The sequence below is a fragment of the Streptomyces sp. NPDC048434 genome (assembly GCF_043200375.1).
In the GTDB taxonomy this organism is placed as follows: Bacteria; Actinomycetota; Actinomycetes; order Streptomycetales; family Streptomycetaceae; genus Streptomyces.
In genome coordinates, this window is record NZ_JBICXQ010000007.1 from 224,226 (window position 1) to 239,101 (window position 14,876).

Annotated in this window: 14 protein-coding genes, 1 tRNA gene and 1 pseudogene; 4 read left to right on the top strand and 12 right to left on the bottom strand. The window is 70.4% G+C overall.

The window, feature by feature from the left end:
* The first annotated feature begins 137 nt into the window (after positions 1 to 137).
* The gene (locus ACGFWI_RS11155; RefSeq protein ID WP_393905726.1) at positions 138 to 761 is read left to right on the top strand and encodes an O-methyltransferase; all 624 of its coding nucleotides are present in this window, start codon (positions 138 to 140) and stop codon (positions 759 to 761) included.
* 75 nt (positions 762 to 836) lie between these two features.
* Here ACGFWI_RS11155 and ACGFWI_RS11160 read toward each other — a convergent pair whose 3' ends face one another.
* The 7 genes from ACGFWI_RS11160 to ACGFWI_RS11190 form a co-directional block, all read right to left on the bottom strand.
* Positions 837 to 1,064, bottom strand: coding sequence for a zinc ribbon domain-containing protein (locus ACGFWI_RS11160; RefSeq protein WP_393905662.1), 228 nt, complete (start codon positions 1,062 to 1,064; stop codon positions 837 to 839).
* A 25-nt stretch (positions 1,065 to 1,089) separates the two neighbouring features.
* Entirely contained in the window at positions 1,090 to 2,430 is a 1,341-nt protein-coding gene (locus ACGFWI_RS11165) for a sugar kinase (protein ID WP_393905663.1), read from the bottom strand.
* Complete coding sequence (locus ACGFWI_RS11170; protein ID WP_393905664.1) at positions 2,427 to 3,047, bottom strand: bifunctional 4-hydroxy-2-oxoglutarate aldolase/2-dehydro-3-deoxy-phosphogluconate aldolase; 621 nt, start codon at positions 3,045 to 3,047, stop codon at positions 2,427 to 2,429. The genes ACGFWI_RS11165 and ACGFWI_RS11170 overlap by 4 nt, the downstream gene beginning before the upstream one ends.
* A gap of 286 nt (positions 3,048 to 3,333) precedes the next feature.
* Complete coding sequence (dgoD, locus tag ACGFWI_RS11175) at positions 3,334 to 4,479, bottom strand: galactonate dehydratase (protein ID WP_393905665.1); 1,146 nt, start codon at positions 4,477 to 4,479, stop codon at positions 3,334 to 3,336.
* Positions 4,480 to 4,814: 335 nt separating this feature from the next.
* Positions 4,815 to 5,516: a FadR/GntR family transcriptional regulator gene (locus ACGFWI_RS11180; protein WP_393905666.1), complete on the bottom strand. Its 702-nt coding sequence runs from the start codon at positions 5,514 to 5,516 to the stop codon at positions 4,815 to 4,817.
* Positions 5,517 to 5,813: 297 nt separating this feature from the next.
* A complete protein-coding gene (locus ACGFWI_RS11185; RefSeq protein ID WP_393905667.1) occupies positions 5,814 to 6,563 on the bottom strand; it encodes a DUF4383 domain-containing protein in 750 nt (249 codons plus the stop codon).
* A gap of 204 nt (positions 6,564 to 6,767) precedes the next feature.
* Entirely contained in the window at positions 6,768 to 8,150 is a 1,383-nt protein-coding gene (locus ACGFWI_RS11190) for a hypothetical protein (protein WP_393905668.1), read from the bottom strand.
* 142 nt (positions 8,151 to 8,292) lie between these two features.
* Here ACGFWI_RS11190 and ACGFWI_RS11195 point away from each other — a divergent pair.
* Positions 8,293 to 8,367: transfer RNA gene (locus ACGFWI_RS11195), tRNA-Val, on the top strand.
* A 20-nt stretch (positions 8,368 to 8,387) separates the two neighbouring features.
* Here the strand turns inward: ACGFWI_RS11195 and ACGFWI_RS11200 are convergent.
* Together ACGFWI_RS11200 and ACGFWI_RS11205 are read right to left on the bottom strand one after the other, a co-directional pair.
* Positions 8,388 to 8,959, bottom strand: a pseudogene (locus ACGFWI_RS11200) (site-specific integrase); the annotation flags it as partial.
* A gap of 238 nt (positions 8,960 to 9,197) precedes the next feature.
* Positions 9,198 to 9,935: a VOC family protein gene (locus ACGFWI_RS11205; RefSeq protein ID WP_393905669.1), complete on the bottom strand. Its 738-nt coding sequence runs from the start codon at positions 9,933 to 9,935 to the stop codon at positions 9,198 to 9,200.
* A gap of 267 nt (positions 9,936 to 10,202) precedes the next feature.
* Between ACGFWI_RS11205 and ACGFWI_RS11210 the strand changes: the two genes are divergently transcribed.
* Complete coding sequence (locus ACGFWI_RS11210) at positions 10,203 to 10,349, top strand: hypothetical protein (RefSeq protein ID WP_393905670.1); 147 nt, start codon at positions 10,203 to 10,205, stop codon at positions 10,347 to 10,349.
* Between the two features lie 526 nt (positions 10,350 to 10,875).
* On the opposite strand, the gene ACGFWI_RS11215 is transcribed toward ACGFWI_RS11210, so the two are convergent.
* The 3 genes from ACGFWI_RS11215 to ACGFWI_RS11225 all read right to left on the bottom strand — a co-directional run bounded on the left by ACGFWI_RS11215 (position 10,876) and on the right by ACGFWI_RS11225 (position 13,669).
* Positions 10,876 to 11,676: a DUF4239 domain-containing protein gene (locus tag ACGFWI_RS11215; RefSeq protein ID WP_393905671.1), complete on the bottom strand. Its 801-nt coding sequence runs from the start codon at positions 11,674 to 11,676 to the stop codon at positions 10,876 to 10,878.
* A gap of 289 nt (positions 11,677 to 11,965) precedes the next feature.
* Positions 11,966 to 12,547, bottom strand: coding sequence for a DsbA family protein (locus ACGFWI_RS11220; protein WP_393905672.1), 582 nt, complete (start codon positions 12,545 to 12,547; stop codon positions 11,966 to 11,968).
* 381 nt (positions 12,548 to 12,928) lie between these two features.
* A complete protein-coding gene (locus ACGFWI_RS11225) occupies positions 12,929 to 13,669 on the bottom strand; it encodes a GntR family transcriptional regulator (protein WP_393905673.1) in 741 nt (246 codons plus the stop codon).
* A gap of 81 nt (positions 13,670 to 13,750) precedes the next feature.
* On the opposite strand from ACGFWI_RS11225, the gene ACGFWI_RS11230 reads away from it, so the two are divergent.
* Positions 13,751 to 14,851 (top strand): DUF1152 domain-containing protein, encoded by a 1,101-nt coding sequence (locus ACGFWI_RS11230; protein ID WP_393905674.1) that lies wholly within the window; start codon positions 13,751 to 13,753, stop codon positions 14,849 to 14,851.
* The last annotated feature ends 25 nt before the right edge of the window (positions 14,852 to 14,876 follow it).

A 14,876-nucleotide genomic window follows, 5' to 3' on the forward strand; every position in this document is an offset into this window, starting at 1 on the left:
GCAGCCAGTGAGGGCGGAGGCTCGGTTAGTCTCGCCGAGGCGGTCGGCCGCATCGTCCGGTGATCGGCCGAGACCGCAATCCTTGATCAAGAGGAGAGTCAGTGGTTGAGTCCAAGAGCACGCCGATCACGGCGGAGATGTACAAATACGTCCTCGCCCACAACCCCCCGTTGAACGCCGCGCAGCGGGACATCGTGGAACTCACACGCCAGCAGTTTCCCGAGGCGGCGGGGATGCAGTCGGCGGAGGAACAGGGGCCGCTGCTTGCGTTCCTGGTGCGGCTGATCGGGGCTCGGCATGTCGTCGAGGTGGGCACGTTCACCGGGTTTTCGGCGCTGTCCATGGCCCAGGCGCTGCCCGAGGACGGCACCCTGATCGCCTGCGATGTCTCCGAGGAGTGGACGGCCTACGGCCAGGAGGCATGGGCGAAGGCCGGTGTCGCGGACCGTATCCACCTGCGGATCGCACCCGCGTTGGAAACCCTGCGGGCGATGCCGACCGAACCGCATATCGATCTCGCCTATCTCGACGCGGACAAGGGCGGCTATATCGCCTACTGGGAAGAGCTGGTGCCCCGGATGCGGCCGGGGGGCCTGATCGTCGCGGACAACGTCCTGTACCGCGGGGAGGTTGCCGACCCGGCGGCGACCGGGTCGGCCCTGGCGATCAGGGCATTCAACGACCACGTCGTGGAGGACCCTCGCATGGAGGCGGTGATTCTCACGGTGGCGGACGGCGTGACACTGGCGCGCAAGAAGTAGCCGCCGAGGCCTCAGGTCGTGGTTTGGCCCGAGACCGTGGCGGCCCTCCGGGACGTGGCGGGGTCCCGGCGGGCCCTAGCCGCAGCAACCGCCTCCGCAGCAGCCGCCGCCCCCGCCGCCCCCGCCGCCCCCGCTTTTCGGGGCGGGAGCGGTTGCGGAGCCGCCAACGGCGACCGTGGAGAGGAGCTTCACGGTGTCCTCGTGACCGTCGGGGCAGACGGCAGGGGCGGAGGACTCGGCCATCGGCCGGTTCAGCTCGAAGGTGGAGCCGCAGGGGCGGCACCGGTATTCGTAACGAGGCATGGACACAGATTAGCCGTGGCGCCGCTCAGCGGACGACGGTGCCGGGCGGCGCGCCCAGCATGCCGAGCTCCGAACGGGTCGGCGCGCCCTCCCAGTCGCCGGGGGACGCGACGGCGAACGCGCCGGTGGTGACGGCGCGCTCCAGGCACCCGGCCAGCTCTTCACCGTCCAGCAGCGCCGACAGATAGCCCGCCACGAAGGCATCGCCGGCCCCCACGGCATCGACGGCTCGTACTGGCGTGGCGGGCCGGTGCAGGGAGCCGCCGTGGGTGAAGGCCGTTGCCCCGTCCGCGCCGAGTTTGACCACGATCTCGCCGACACCCAGATCCAGCAGGAGCTTGGCCTGCGACACGATGGTGGCGGCAGAGCCGCCGGCGGTTTCCCCGAGTGGGAGGGGAGCGGTGTCCCCTTCCGCGCCGCCCCGCGCCGACGTAGCGGCCGCGGGAGCTCCCACCTGCTCCGACCCGGGACGGGCCGCCCCTTCGTCGGCTACCTGCGGCCTCTGCGTCCCCTGCATCACCTGCATCCCGTCGGCTCCCTGGGCCGCCTCAGCCGCCCGGGTCCCTTCGGCGCTTTGGGCTCCCTCGACGTCTCCGGTACCTGGAGCCCCCTCGCCCCCTTGGGCCCCGCCCGGCACGCCCTCCGCACCCGCCCCGTCCGGCAGGCACAGCGGAAGCTCGTCATCGGAGGCGATCAGGACATCCACGGAGGGAATCCACTCGCGTAGGACCGCGGCGGCCTCCTCGGCGGTCCACAGCCGAGCCCGGAAGTTGACATCGAGGCAGACCAAGGAGCCGTGCTCGCGGGCCAGTTGGAGACACCGCAGAGCCGCTGAGCGAGCCGTGGGGCCCAGGGACGGGGTGATGCCCGTCAGGTGCAGGACGCGGGGCGGGGCCGCGCAGAAGGCGCGCTCGACGATGTCTGCCGTGACCCGCGAGCCGGCCGATCCCGCACGGTAGTAGTGCACCCGGGTGACCTCGGGCAGTCGCGGCTCGAAGAGGAGCAGCCCGGTCGGGGCACCGGGGTCGGTCGAGGCACCGGAGACCTCGACGCCCTCGGCGCGCAGCGTACGCAGCACCAGTTGGCCGGCCTCGTCCTCGCCGACCGCGCCCGCCCAGCGGACGTCGTGCCCGAGCCGCGCCAGCCCGATCGCGACATTGCTTTCCGCTCCGGCGATGGAGACCTGCACCGTGCCGCCGAGCTTCAGCGGGCCGCTGCCGCGTAGCGCGACCATGGTCTCGCCGAAGGTGAAGACGTCCGGGCGGCCCGGTTGCCGGGGAACCCGTGGACGGCCGGGGTCGGCCCCGGGGTGGGCAGCGGCGCCGCCCCGCTGCGCCTCCTCGTCCCCCGAAGTCGGCTGCGTCATCGTGCGCACACCGCCCTGAACTCCGCCGCGCGCTTGCGCAGCCCGTCCAGATCGCCGCCGTCCGCCGCGTCTCCGACCAGCGGCGAGCCGACGCCCACCGCCACCGCCCCGGCGGCGAAGTACGCCTGCGCAGCGGCCGCGTCCACGCCTCCGACCGGCACGAACGGCAGCTCGGGGAAGGGAGCGCGCAGCGCCTGCAGATACGAGGGCCCGCCGACCGACGCCGGGAACAGCTTCAGGGCCGAGACGCCCAGCGCGTCGGCCGCGATCACCTCGGACGGCGTCATCACCCCGGCGAGCGTCGCCAGCCCCTGGCGCACGGACTCCTCCAGACCGGCCCCCAGACCGGGCGTGACGATGAGATTCGCCCCGGCCTCGGCGGCGCGCCGGGCGTCGGATGCGGTCAGGACGGTGCCGGCGCCGAGCCAGGCCGCGTCGCCGAGCTCGGCACGCGCCCTTCGGATCACGGTGAGGGCGTCCTTTCCGCTGAGCGAGATCTCGATCAGCGGAAGGTCCGCTTCCGCAAGCGCCATGACCGTACGGAAGGACGCCTCCGCATCTCTGCCCCGGATGATGGCGACCAGCCGCTCGGTCCGGAGCGCTGTGCTGAAGTCCATGGCGTTTCCTGCTTTCTCCTGCACCCCGCCGCGTGCGTCTGCGCGGCTGGGTCGGTCGGGCGCGCGGGTGACACCTTCGATTATTCCGGGCCGGACTGACGGATGTGCGGGGTGTGCAGCCTGGGACGGTCCTGGAGCTGTGGGGTGACCTGTGTGTTCGTCGCCGGCCACGAGCCCCCGGTACCCGATCTCAGCGCAGCGGGGTCCTGGTACCGGGGCAGCGGAGGTCACCGCCAACGGGTTCCCCATGCCCGGGTTCCCCGTAGGGGCCCGGTGCCGGTACCCGTCACCACTCGGCGAACGCCCCGTCCTCGTGCCGCCACACGGGGTTCCGCCAGGCGTGGCCCCGCTCATCCGCCGCCCGCACCGCGGCCTCGTCCACCTCCACACCGAGCCCGGGGCGGTCGGTCCGCAGCAGTGCCCCGCCGTGGAAGCGGAACGGCTCCGGATCCACCACGTAGTCCAGCAGCTCGGCGTCCTGGTTGTAGTGGATCCCGATGGACTGCTCCTGGATGAGGAAGTTCGGGGTGGTGAAGGCGACTTGCAGGCTGGCGGCGAGTGCGACCGGACCGAGCGGGCAGTGCGGGGCGAGCTGTGCCCCGTACACCTCCGCGAGGGCGGCGATCCGACGCAGCTCGGAGATCCCGCCCGCATGCGAGATATCGGGTTGGAGGATCGCGACGCCGGCTTGGAGGGGATCCAGGAACTCTCGCCGGGTGAAGAGACGTTCACCGAGTGCGAGGGGGATGTTGGAGGCGTTGACGAGATCAGGGAGGGTTTGCATGTAGTCGGAGAGGACCGGCTCCTCGACGAACATCGGTGCGTAGTCGGCGAGCAGGGGGAGGAGCCTGCGGGCGTTGGCGGGCGAGACCCGGCCGTGGAAGTCGAGGCCGAAGTCCCGTTCCTCGCCCAGTACTTCGCGTGCGGTCTCGGCGCGCAACAGGCATTGGCGTACCTCGGCGCGGGTCGCCACCGGCGTCATCCGGCCGCAGCTGTTCATCTTGACGGCGGTGAAGCCCGCCTCGACCTGCGCGGTGACCGCGTCGCGGATGGCATGCGGCTCGTCGCCGCCGACCCATGCGTATGCGCGGATCTTCTCGCGGACCGGCCCGCCCAGCAGCTGGTGGACCGGGACACCGTGCCGCTTCCCCTTGATGTCCCACAACGCCTGGTCCAGGCCGGCGACGGCCGACGACAGGACGGGCCCACCGCGGTAGAAGCCGCCTTTGGTCATGACCTGCCAGTGGTCCTCGATACGGGCCGGATCCTGGCCGACAAGGTACTCGGACAGCACCTCCACCGCGGCCCGGACCGGCTCGGCCCGCCCCTCGACCACCGGCTCACCCCAGCCGACGAGGCCCTCATCGGTCTCCACCCGTACGAACATCCAGCGTGGTGGGGCGAGGAACGTCTCGATGCGGCTGATCTTCATGGACCGGTCCGTCCTTTCGGCGCGGGGTGTGGGGTGTGGGGTGTGGGGTGCGGAGTGTGGCGTGTGGCAGGTCGTGTGCGGTGTGCGGTGTGCGGTGTGCGGTGTGCGGGATGTGGTGTGCGGTGTACGGGGACCGTGCGGCGACGTGGCGTCCGGCCCGTGCGCGGTGTTCTGCCCACCCATGATCGCGATAACCGGTGCTGCGCCGCCTACGGGTGTGCTCCGCCTCCCGGGGGGGACCGTGTCCCACGGCCGCCCGCGCTCCCGCGCACTCACCCGCCCCATCGGTGCACCGGCCCGTACCGGTGCACCGGTCCCTACCGACGCACCGCCCCCTACGGATGCTCCCGCGCCGACAAATCAAGCAGTTCGAGCATCGCCATATAAGCCCCGTCGACATCCCGGTTCCGTACGGCCTCGACGACCGCGGCGTGGACCGCGTGCGGGGGCTCGAACGCGCCGTCCGCGGCGAGCACCGCCCGGTCGCGCTGGACGAGTACCGGCACGATCACCCGGTGCATCTGCGCGTAGAAGCGGTTGTTCGACGCGACCAGCATCGCCGTGTGGAACGACGCATCGGCGCGTACGAGCAGTACCGGATCGTTGCCGGTCGCGGCCATCGCTCTGAGCGCGGCGTCCAGCGCCGCCAGATCGTCGTCCGTACGGCGCTCCGCGGCGAGCGCGGCCGCCGCGGGCTCGATGGAACGGCGCAGTTCGAGCACATCGGCGAAGAAGTCGGACGAGACGCCGGCCGCGAGCTTCCAGCGCAGTACGTCCGCGTCCAGGAGGTTCCAGTCCTCCCGGGGGCGGACGAACGTGCCACGCTTCTTGTCGGTATCGAGGAGGCCTTTGGTGGTCAGCACCTTGATCGCCTCACGCAGCACGGTCTGGCTCACGTCCAGCTCAGCCATCACCTCCGGCACGACGAGGCTGTCGCCCTCACCGTAAGCGCCCTTGAAGATCCGCTTGGCGAGCGCTTCGACCGCCTCATGGTGAACCCCGTGCCCCATGGAGGAGGCGTGGCCCGAACGGCTCATCGTGTGCTCCCTGCTCCCTGCGTCCGCCGAGCTGCCACCCCTGCCCGCGCCGAGCCGCTCAGCCGCGGTGTTCCACGCAGCCACTACGGGTGACCAGCCCGGTCCGGTCCCGTCCCGTCCGGCCCACCGCTCAACCGGCCGCCTCCGCCGCACCGAACCCGCCGGGTCCGGCGGCGGTCGCCGACGCCGTCCACCCCACCGTCCCCCTACCGCCATCCCCGCCCCAGCCGTCAGGGCGTACCGAGCACCCCAATCCCCATCCCACCTCGGTACGCCCTGACGTCTCCTCGCCCCCGCTCAGGGCCCCTTGCCGCTGGTTCCGGTGCCCGTGCTGGTGCCGGCGCCGGTGCCGGCGGCAGTACCCGTACCGGTGCGGGATCTGCTCCCGCTGGTGCCGGCGCCGATCGAGCCGCGCCCGGCATGCGAGGCGCCTTGCATCTTGACCCGCGCCGCCTGCCGTGCGGCCGTCATGCCGGAGACGGGGCGCAGCTGTCCGCGGTCGAAGCGCTGTGCTTCGTCCGGGTGCCGGGCGCGCCAGTACGGGTTGTCGTGCGTGAGGCCGCCGCTGACCCGTCCGTACATCCCGAAGACCAGCAGCATCAGTCCGACCACGAAGCTGAAGAGGACGTTCTGGAGCTGGAAGGCGAGGAAGTTCGCGTCGGTCTGCAGCAGTGCCAGATTCACAAAGCCGCTCAGGAGGAAGAGGCCGCCGAATACGATGTTGAGGGTCGAGGCGAGATTCCCGCCGATCACCATGCCGGCGACGAGGATCGCGCCGACGACGATCGAGAGGACGCTCAGGGCGCCATTGGTGTTCAGCCCGGCAACGGTGTCGCCGCCGGTGTCGAAGAAGCCGATGTGGTGGATCAGCCCGAGGACGCCGAAGGCGACCAACACCAAGCCCATCAGCCCCGCGCCGATGCGGTAGACCTTGCTGAGCCGGTGGTCCACGGGCAGATGCTCATCGAGCCGCGTGTGGTGCGTCTTCACCCGGTGGAATGGGCTCGAGGGCCCGTGCAGGGTCTGGCCAGTAGCCCCAGTAGCCATCTCCGGCCTCCTTCGCGCAGGTGTGCCGCCTGGGCCGTACTTCCCTCCAGGATCCGCCCACGCGGAACATCACGCCATTGCGCCGGGCGCCGAGCACGTACGCCGTAATCCGAGCGCGGTGGCCACCGGCCCGCGGATTCTCAGCCGCCGCCCTGAGCCTCGGTTGCCGCCCTGAGCCTCAGCCGTAGCCGGTAGCCCGTAGCCTCAGCCGCCGCCGGCGCCGCCCCTGGCCCCGCGGATCTCCTGCACCACCCGGGCCGCCGTCTCCCGTACCGCCTCGGTTTCCGTCAGGAAATGCCACCAGTCCGGATGCCGCCCCTCCAGGCCCGCGACCGCACGGTCCAGCCGCGCCACCGCATCGTCCAGGGGGCCGGCATGCCGCGGATCGGGAGTGCTGCGCCCCGTCATCGCCAGCCGCTGCGCATCCCGGATCGCGAAGCGCGTCCGTTCGACCTCCTTCTGCCGGTCGAAAGACACCGCATCGAGCCGCTGCAGTCGGTCACCGGCCGCCGAGACCGCCTCGTCGGTGCCGCCCAACAGCGCCCGGACGGTCGCCAGCAGGCTCGTGGCATCCGCCCAGCGCTGCTCGTCACGTGCCTGCTGCGCCTCACGCAGCTTGGCCTCGGCCTGCTGGACGGACTGCGTGGCCTGTTCCGGTACCTGCTGGAGGTCCTGCCAGCATGCCGCGCTGTACCGCCGCCGCAGCTCACTGAGGACCGGGTCGACCTTCCCTGCACGCGTCGTGATCGCCTGTGCCCGGGTCCGCAACGACACCAGCCGTTTGTCGATCTCCGCGGCCGTCCCCGGCAGCCGCTCGGCCTCGGTCCGTACGCCCTCGGCCTTGCGCAGCACGTCGTCGGCGCGTCGGATCGTCTCCTGTACGCCATGCTGCCCGGCGCCCTGGTTGAGCTTGGTCAGCTCGGGGCCGAGCGCCGCCAGCCGGGTCGCGAGATCATCGGCCCGCAGACCCTGCGCACGGACCGCGTCCAGCGCATTGCTCGCCGCCAGCAGAGCCTGCCGCGCCCGCTCCACGGCGGGGGCCAGCCGTGCCAGCTGTGTCTCGGCGGTCTGCAGCAGCGGCCCGAGCCCTTGCGCGAAGCGCTCGAGCTCGCCCTTGACGCGATCCAGCTCCTCCTTGGCGCGCGTCAGATCGGCTCGCGCCCGTGTCGCCGCGGCGCCGTCCAGATCGTCACGGTCCAGATCGTGGGAGTCGACCGCGGTGATGTACCGCTGACTCACCTCGTCGATCCGCCGGCCGAAGTTCTCATAATCCTCTGCGGCCTTCCGCGCGGCCGGCGAATTGTCGACCGCGGTGATCGCCTCTATGGAGATCCGCAGGTCACGGTGTGCGGTGTCCAGCTCGTAGAACGCCGCCGCCGCGGCATCCTTTGCCGCCTGCGCATCGGCCCGCTGACTCTCCCCGCGCCCGAACCAGCGACGGGTCCCCCCACCCGCGAACGACATCGGCACCATCGCCACCAACAACGGCAACGGCAGCAACATGAGACCCACCACGTCCCGGAGCGGACCCCCACGGACGCGACGGCGTTCTCGCTGCTCATGCGGCTGCGTCTTTGTCGCCGTCACTTCCCTCTCCCGATCGGATCGCCCCAGAACCGAATGTCATTCTCCCACTCACCGGAAACGAACACACCGGCCGGTAAGTTCGCACTTCGAGCACTGGTTTGCAGTTCATCCCAGGAGGCAAGGTAGTCTGTCGGCTCGGCCAGGGCGCATAGCTCAGCGGTAGAGCGCTGCTCTTACAAAGCAGATGTCGGCGGTTCAAATCCGTCTGTGCCCACCAGTCAAAAGACCCCCTACTGATCATGGTAGGGGGTCTTTGACATCTGGAATTGACGTCAACGGCACTGGTCGGCCGGCAGTGGGCCGCCGCTTCAAAAGCCGGTCCATGTGACTCACCGCCTCACGCTGCGTGTCCTGCACGACGCGCGCGTACGTTTTCATCCACCACGTGCGCGTACGTGTTCATCGTGAGGGCGATCTGGCGGTGTCCCAAGATCTCCCTCACCGCTCGGGGAGCGACGCCGGCCGCGGTGAGCAGCGTGGCGCAGCCGTGCCGGGCGTCGTGCAAGCGGATCACCCGAATCCCCGCGTTCTTCGCAGCACCCGGATCTCCCGCTTATCAAGATCCACATCTCCCCAGCGGAGAGCGGTGATCACACCGCGGCGGAAGCCGAGCGCAAGGGCGAGCACGAAAGCCGCATACAGCGGGTCGCGCCGGGAGGCCGAGAGGAACGCCACGTCTCGTCCAGCGACCACGGCGAGAGATCGCGGGACTCCGGCGACGGCGGCTCGACGAGCGTGGCGACGTTCCGGGCGATCAGCTCGTCCCGGCAGGCCGCCATGAGCGCAGTACGCGGTACCCGGTGAGACTCCGCATTGGCACCAGGTAGAGCCGTACGTGGCTCCCTCTTTCCCCTTGTGGCGTTTGGAGTTGATCGCGAAGACACCAGCTGCTTCAACACGGCATCCCCGGGGCGGGGGCGACGCTCCTGCCTTCGGCCCGCTCCGCCCCCGGCTCCGTGCCACCACTCGTGAGTTGGCGGCCGGGGAGGGCGGGGCCGGGCGCCGCGCACTGCCGCACCGGCATGAGGGGGCGGACGGAGTTCCGCGTCAGCCCCGGCCGAGGACGCAGAACTCGTTGCCTGCCGGGTCGGCCAGGACGACCCAGGAGACGTCACCCTGACCCACGTCGGCCCGTTTCGCGCCGAGGCCTTCGAGCCGGGCGACCTCCCTCGCCTGATCCTCGACGGGGTCGGACATCAGGTCGAGATGGACGCGGTTCCATACGACCTCGTCGTCGGGCGTGCGGCGGAACTCCAGGTACGGCCCGACGCCCTTGACGGAGCGCAGCAGGGCGCGGTCGTCGGTCAGCTCGTGGACGGTCCAGTCGATCGCCTCGCCCCAGAACCGGACCATGGCCCGTGGGTCGGCGCAGTCGACGACCACGGCGGCTATCGGCCCGGTGTCCCGGTAGAGCTCCCGGGGCTCCAGGACGCTGAACACGTTGCCTTCCGGGTCGGCCATCACCGTCCACGGCACGTCTCCCTGGCCCACATCGGCGGGCGTCGCCCCGAGCTCCTTCAGACGTGCGACCAACTCCGCCTGATGGGCGTCGGAGGTGGTGGCGAGCTCGATGTGCACGCGGCACTTCACCATCTCCGGGTCCGGGACGCGGACGAGATCGATGCAGACGGCGGACGGGTCCGGCCAGTCGAAGCCCACAGGTTCCAGATTGGTGACGCCGGGCCCTTCGCTGGAAACACCCCAGCCGAGCACCTCTGCCCAGAACTGGCCGAGCGCCGAGTCGTCCCGGGCCTTGAAGTTCACCTGAACAAGTTGCAGCGTCATGCCGCATACGTTAGGTGATCCCCCATCGGGCAGGCGTGCCAATTCAAGTGACGGGAGCCTGCGCTTCTTCCTCCATCGCACACATCCGCCCTGAGCCAAGGCGCTCTGTAGCGCGGCCATTTGCGCTGTGAACGTTGGGGCCATCAGGGTTAGGGGGACACTGAGCGTATGGCCCTACCCCAAACGCATCATTGCTCGGCCTGCTCGGACGGTGCCGCGCCGGGCACAGCCCTTCACGAAGACCTCGTCGTCGGAGCGCCGTTGTCCATGGAGGATCTCACCGACGCGCAGCGCCTCGACCGGTTCGCCCGCAAGTATGCCCACGACGGTTGCGAGGTCAGAGAGGTCCGGCGGGTCCCGCACGACTGCTCGAGCGGCTACGCCTGGTCCGTCCGCTTCACCGAGAGTCTCTGACAAGTTGATCACCGAGCAGCTCCGGGAAGGTGTGTGCGAGGAGGAGCCCCGACCCGATGGACATCGAGCTTCGCCTAGCGGGACGGCGACGCCTCGGCCTGTCTGAGCGGGGGCTTCCCCGTTCGCGGACCGACATCCACCGCTGACCTCAACGACGGCGGACAGTCGCGGAAGTGGACGTCCGAGGACAGCCGGTCCGACGGGCGCTCCGCAGGCCAAGATCAGCTCCGCGCTCGAACCTGCAAAGCGGATGTCGGCGGTTCAAATCCGTCTGTGCCACTCACTGCGCAGAACGACAAAGGCCCAGGTCATCCGATGTGAAATCGGATTCCTGGGCCTTTGTCGTTCTCTGCCTCGGGCGTCGTGCGACAGGGGCTGTGCCACTTACGTGCCGGATGGTCCGTCCGGGCCGCCGCGGTCCCGCTTCGACCACCGGGTCTGCTCGTGGACATGATCGGTAGTCGCTTGATCACGACCGTTGGCCAGGGGCTGGTAGACGTCCGTCCGTCTCGCCCCGCCCTCCGGTCTACTGAGGCGGCTGAGGCGACGACAGGATCTGGAGCACCGCATTCAGTGGCTCCGGCGACGAGGAGAACTCGCCGAGGAAGGGAAATGCCAGTTCTGTGACGAGGAACAGGTTGGCGGCAACGAGGACGCTCACCGCCCCGACCATCCCGTAGTGCATCTGGGCCTGCTCGGAGCCGAAGGCGACGGCGAACGCAAGGACCAGTGCACTGTTCAGAACGATCACCATCCACAAGGACGGGGGCGGGCCGGTGTTGGTGCGTGCCGCAAGCAGCCGTTCGGTGCGTGCGTCACTCAATTCCCTCAGGGACGCGAGCGAGCTGGTGAGGAAGGCTTGTTGGGTGTCGTTGCGCGGCTTGATGTCCTCGTACGTGCGGTACAGGCGGTTCAGCGCGTTCTCGGCCTCGGGTGTGGTGCGGCCGCCCGAGGCGTTGGACCACTCGGCCGTCGCTGCGTGTCCGTAGTCCAACAGGCTCTGCCGGATCCGTGCGCTGTCGGCCGTGCCGAACGCATTGAGGCCCCTCGCCAGCTGCACCGCCGCGGCGCCCTCGGCCCGCGTCGTCTGGTCTGCCGAGTTCACCTGGCCCCAGAGCACGAGGACCATGAAGCCGATGAGGAACCCGTAGACAAGACCGACGACGGGAAATACGAAGACGGCGACTTCGTTGTGCCTGCCCTGCTTGAGGCGAGGGAACCGGTGCCGGACAAAGGCCTGGATGATCGCTGTCCCGCCGGTGATACCGACGATGAGCCCTGCCAGCAGCGCCAAGGGCGGGACGTTGATCAAGATCCAACGGGCCACTGCTCCACGCTCCTGAAGTACCCGACACACGCCACCACCGGCGCGGTGGCCAACGAATGCGCCGGGCTGCGGACACGCTCGGCTTCAAGGCTTCGGGACTTCAGGGCTTGGGGGCTTCGGCCAGAGCCGGTCGCGCGTGATCGCCATCCGCCCGGTACGGGGGCGGGGCGGGGCGTGCCGGGACGCATCGGGAGCCACACGTGCCGGCCGTCCGCGGTCAACGGTCCGGGCCGGGCAGCGAAGGGCTCGCATCTGCCTGCCGGCGGCTGCCCGTTGGAACGGCCGGGTGTCACGCTCCGGTGCGTGCGGTCGCGTGCACCGCGGCCCTGATGAGGCCGGGGTGCGGGGAGATGGCCATGCTGTTGACGAAGACCGTGGGTGTGCCTGCGACGCCGTGCTCGACCGCCCACGCGGTCACATAGGGCGGCCAGTCGAGATGGACACCGCCGTGCACACATGCAGCGAAGGTCGCCTCGGTCATCCCGACCCCGGCGCCGATGTCGACGAGCTGCTGGTCGTCGAGGCCGACACCGCCCTCGGGTGGCTGGTCGGCAAAGAGCGCCCTGACGTAATCGCGGAACCTCCCGCTGTCGGCGGCGCAGCCCGCGGCGGCCGATGCCCTGGTCGAGTAGCGAGTGGTCGACATGGCATCGAGGAACGCCAGGGGATGGAAGATGATCGTGATCAGGTTCTCGGCGACCAGCTGGTCCAGGACCGGCCCCGAAACCTCCTCGAAGTGTCGGCAGAAGGGGCACTGGAAGTCGATGTAGACGTCGACGTCGACCGGCCCCTCGCCGACCATGACGCCGTCGCCCTCCTCATTCGCGCCGGCCGGGACGCGGGCCGGCCGGGACACCGCTTTGGCGCGCATACGGCCCTCCTCGCCTCATAGCAGTGACGGGCACGTCGCCGGGCGGGCGATTCGCGCCCGGTCCCTGTCTCTCAACCGTAGGCACACCACGGGCGAGCACGCGCCTTGAGGACGACGGTGCACGTCACCCGGGCTGCACGAAGCGGCTGCAGATCCCTGTGCATGCCTTCGACGGGCGGTGCCGCCCTGCGGACTGTCTGTGGACACGCAAGCCACCGGGGCGGGCCGAACCCCGCCATGACCTGGGCATCAGCACCGACGGCACGGGCCGTCTCCGGAGCCGTGTGTGGCCTCGTCATGCCGCAGCGTGGATCGTCAGGCGGAGGAGCGTCTTCGCTCTCGTGCCGGAACCGTGCCTCCGGTGGGTCAGTCCGCGGCTCCCTATCCGATCGGATAGCCCTGCGCGAACGTCCAGCGGTGGGGCGGATACGTCGCCTCGACGAGCTCCAGAGGGTGATCCTGCAGGTCATGGACGAGGTGATGCACGATCAGCACCGCCGATCCCGGTGCCAGCTCCAGGCCGGCCGTCTCCTCTTCGGTGGCGGGGCGAGCGCACATACGGTCCTCGGCGTAGCTTCCCTGGCGTCCCGTCATGTGCTCGACGTACGTCAGCGTCCCCTCCTGGATCCGTTCGGGATCCCGGAGCTTCGGCGCGCGGTCGCCCACGTCGGGGCCGAACCAGGAGGTGGAGAGGGTGATCGGCCCGGAGTCGTTCTTGGTGACCCGTCGACGGTGCACCGCACGGGTGCCGGGCGCCAGGTTCAGCGACGTCGCCACGTGGTCCGGCGCCTCCGCCCAGCCCGCCGACATGATCACCGCGTGCTCGCCCGGTGGACAGGTCCTTCCGGTCCGGTCGGCGCGGCCGTGCAGCTCACGGGCGCGGCGACGGACCGGCAGGCCCCGCACGTACGTCCCCGACCCCTGGCGCTTCTCGACCAGCCCCTGGTGCCTCAAGGCCTCCAGTGACCGTGCGGCCGTCGGACGCGACACACCCCAGTCCGCCGCCAGTTGGCGTTCCGAGGGCACTTCGCCGCCGGGCCGCAGGTCGCCCCGCAGGATCTGGTCGCGGAGGTGGTGCGCGATCTGAAGGTACTTGGGCCGGCTCTCCTCGATCTTCGGCATCCGTTCCCCCTGGCCAAGTGGCTATTACCACTGGCCACTATAGAGCGAGTGGCCAGCACGGCAGCCCGTACGCTGACGCACGTGGCGCGCTTGATCGTGGCAGCGGGCGGTGGCGGTGACGCTGTGGCCGCCGCGATGCTGGATGCCGCTCTCCATGGCGGCGAGGCTCCGGCGGTGGTGCTCACCTACGCGTGGGACCGCCTCCTGGTCGACCCCGTTCCGGGCCCCAGGGGACCGGCCAACTTCACCGGCCTCCGCCCCCTCACCCGAAGCGTCCAGGCCGTCCCCGCCGACGCACAACCGATCGCTCCGGCGGGCTCCACGCTTCCCCGGCTGGCTGCGGAGCTCCCGCAGACCTTCGCGCTCATCGACCCGCACCACGGCGCCGAGGGGATCATCCGCCAGCTCGAAGAGCTCGTCCAGCACCTGGAGCCGGACTCCGTCGACCTCCTGGACGTGGGCGGCGACATCCTCGCGCGGGGCGACGAGCCCACGCTCCGCAGCCCCGTCGCCGACGCGCTCACCCTCGCGGCGTGCTGCGAACTCAACTTCCCCGTACGGCTCCTGGTCGCCGGCCCCGGCCTCGACGGTGAACTCCCCGCCGACGCCCTGCGCGACTGCATGGGACCCGTGGTCCTGGCGCTCACCGCCGAGCACGTCCAGCCGGTCAGCTCCGTACTGGAGTGGCACCCTTCCGAGGCAACGGCGATGCTGGCCGCCACGGCGCGAGGCGCCCGAGGCGTCTGTGAAGTGAGGGAGGGCGGCCCACCGGTCCCGCTCACCGACGAGGGTCCCACCGTGCATGCGGCAGACCTCGACGAAGCCCTCAGCCGTAACCAGCTCGCCCGCGCCATCCTCGCCACGGAGAACCTGCATCAGGTCGAGCGGTACAGCCGCGAGATCTGCGGGTTCTCCGAGATCGACCACGAACGTAGCGAGGTCGGCCGGCTGGGCAGCCGCCCCCCCCGGACGCTCGACCCGGAAGCCGTACTCCGCCGGCTCGACGAGTTCGAGCGCGATGCGAGGGGCCGCGGCATCACGCACACCACATTCCGCCGGCTCACCGAGGCGCTCGGCCTCAGCGGCAGACAGCGCGAGAACCTCAGGGCAGTTCTGCTCCGCAGTCGCCCGGAGCAGTACCGGGCCCCGCTGTGGCACATCGCGTCCGGAGCCTTTGGGTGACGGCCTTCGCCCCGGAGTTTTTTGG

Excerpts from the sequence above, each read along its gene's own strand:
- ACGFWI_RS11220 (WP_393905672.1), bottom strand. The coding sequence starts at position 12,547 with ATGCGCGCCAAAGCGGTGTCCCGGCCGGCCCGCGTCCCGGCCGGCGCG.
- ACGFWI_RS11205 (WP_393905669.1), bottom strand. The coding sequence starts at position 9,935 with ATGACGCTGCAACTTGTTCAGGTGAACTTCAAGGCCCGGGACGACTCG.
- ACGFWI_RS11180 (WP_393905666.1), bottom strand. The coding sequence starts at position 5,516 with ATGAGCCGTTCGGGCCACGCCTCCTCCATGGGGCACGGGGTTCACCAT.
- ACGFWI_RS11225 (WP_393905673.1), bottom strand. The coding sequence starts at position 13,669 with ATGCCGAAGATCGAGGAGAGCCGGCCCAAGTACCTTCAGATCGCGCAC.
- ACGFWI_RS11155 (WP_393905726.1), top strand. The coding sequence starts at position 138 with ATGTACAAATACGTCCTCGCCCACAACCCCCCGTTGAACGCCGCGCAG.
- ACGFWI_RS11160 (WP_393905662.1), bottom strand. The coding sequence starts at position 1,064 with ATGCCTCGTTACGAATACCGGTGCCGCCCCTGCGGCTCCACCTTCGAG.
- dgoD (WP_393905665.1), bottom strand. The coding sequence starts at position 4,479 with ATGAAGATCAGCCGCATCGAGACGTTCCTCGCCCCACCACGCTGGATG.
- ACGFWI_RS11185 (WP_393905667.1), bottom strand. The coding sequence starts at position 6,563 with ATGGCTACTGGGGCTACTGGCCAGACCCTGCACGGGCCCTCGAGCCCA.
- ACGFWI_RS11210 (WP_393905670.1), top strand. The coding sequence starts at position 10,203 with ATGGAGGATCTCACCGACGCGCAGCGCCTCGACCGGTTCGCCCGCAAG.
- ACGFWI_RS11170 (WP_393905664.1), bottom strand. The coding sequence starts at position 3,047 with ATGGACTTCAGCACAGCGCTCCGGACCGAGCGGCTGGTCGCCATCATC.
- ACGFWI_RS11165 (WP_393905663.1), bottom strand. The coding sequence starts at position 2,430 with ATGACGCAGCCGACTTCGGGGGACGAGGAGGCGCAGCGGGGCGGCGCC.